Source organism: Gemmobacter megaterium, from assembly GCF_900156815.1.
Taxonomy (GTDB): Bacteria; Pseudomonadota; Alphaproteobacteria; order Rhodobacterales; family Rhodobacteraceae; genus Wagnerdoeblera; species Wagnerdoeblera megaterium.
In genome coordinates this window covers 1-1,844 of the sequence record NZ_FTOT01000037.1, presented here as the reverse complement: position 1 = coordinate 1,844, position 1,844 = coordinate 1, and the positions used below count along the sequence as shown (strand labels likewise).

The 1,844-nt window shown below is 67.8% G+C and carries 1 protein-coding gene; it reads left to right on the top strand.

Translation table 11 applies throughout. From position 1 onward, the window contains the following. A partial coding sequence (locus tag BW970_RS20870) for a hypothetical protein (RefSeq protein ID WP_076534752.1) occupies positions 1-1,844 on the top strand: 1,844 nt, incomplete at both ends.

The following is a 1,844-nucleotide window of genomic DNA, read 5'->3' as shown; positions in this document are numbered from 1 at the left end:
ACGTCCAGCGCCCCGGCTTTGATGCCACGGCGGCGGCGGTGACGGTGACGGACAGGCTGCGCATCCATACCGAATTGCGGGTGCCCTATGATGCGGCCCATGGCATCGGAACCTATCCTTTGCAGCGCCAGGCCGAGGGCGCCGATGCCCTGTCCCGCGTCACCCTGTCGGAGTATATCTATTCCGGCGATGTGATCCCCGGCGTGACCAATGCCAGGATCAGGGATTATCCCGATCCGCAGGTTCTGTGGCTGATGCCCGATCACGGGATCTGTGGCGATATGCTGGACCTGCGGATCTTTGTCGCCCATTGGCACGCCCGTCAGGGGCGCCCGGTGGCGGCGGTGCGGTTCCGCGTCTCTGATGGCAGCAGCACGGCAGAGCAGCTGGTCAGCGCCACGGTCTTTCAGGGTTATGCGGCCAGCGGGCTGGGCTGCCCGGCCTTTGCCGCCACGCTGGATGTGTCGGGGCTGGCGGATGGCGCGCTGGTGGTGGATGCCGTGGTCTACCCCTGGGTCGGTCCGGCCTATCAGCTGTCGGTCCATGGGCTGACCGGCGATGCCGATATGCAGGCCCGGCCGATGACGGTCTGGAAAAACCCGCCGCGCAGATATGCCTATGTCACGGCGGCGGGCACCTCGGCCGGTTCCGTCAGCCCCGATCCGGCCCTTGCCGCCGCGGCGCCCTTTGACAGCTATGCCAATGCCCGCGCCGCGCTGGTGGCGGCCAATGGCGATCTGTCGGGCTGTGTGCTGCGCTTTGGCCCCGGCGCCTGGGTCCTTCCGGGCGGCGCTGCGATTGCCACCGCAACTGCCCCCTTCACGATGGAGCCGGTCGATCCGACCGACCGCGCCACGACGCTGCTGCAACCGGCCAACACCAGCGTGCCGACCGTCAATCTGGCGGGCAAGCTGGTGCTGCGCGACCTGACGCTGCACCGGATCGCGGGCACCTCGACCCTGCTGCGCGCCGCCAATACCGATACGAACCCGCTGGTGACGGAACGCTGTGTGTTTTCCAACGGCGGCAGCGGCACGCGCGAATTGTTCATACGGGGCGGGATGCGCTGGTGGTGCATCGACTGCGGCATGAGCGGGGATTTCCTGAACCTCTTCGGGGCCTCGGGCACCGACAAGCGGATGGGGGTCAATGTATTTGGCTGCCAGGGCCTGGGCGGGCAACTGACCACCAACATGATCGCCTGCGCAAGCGAGCGCGGGATGGATTTTGCCGATACCAGCACGAACCGGACGGCCAGTTCGGCAGGCGCGGTTTGCGCCTTCAACCATCTGATCAAGGCGGCGGGCACGCCACGGGTGGGTGCCTCGGGGGGGTTCCTGACCGGCACCCGGCGCGGCATCGCCCTTGTGGGCAACCTGTTCGAATGGCTGTCGGGCACCGGCCCGATGGTCAGCCTGTTCGAAGGCGGGCCAGCGGGGCGGGTCGTGACCAATGTGGTCTGCCAGATGAACGCCTCGCCCTTTGGCGGGGACAGCGGGCGCTGCAACTTTCTCTATACCTTTGACGGCACCTGCCGGATGGAAGGGCAGATGCGTTTCAGCCTCTGGCCGCGATGGGCGACCAAGACCGATGTGTTCGACAGCGATGCCAGCCAGACCGGCGGCTGGCCGACGGCGTTCCATACCGGCTGGCAGGACAATCTGATGTGGGAAGGCGAGAGCGCCCCCAATGCGCATCTGGGCGCCGGGTCATGGCGGCGCGAGGCGATGGAACGCGGGCTGGTTTTCCCCCCCGCCGCGCTGGACCCTGCCGATCTGTGGGAGACGGTGGCCGGCCTGCCCACGCCCAAGGCCGCCAGCCCCCTCCCGACCATCGAGGCCGGA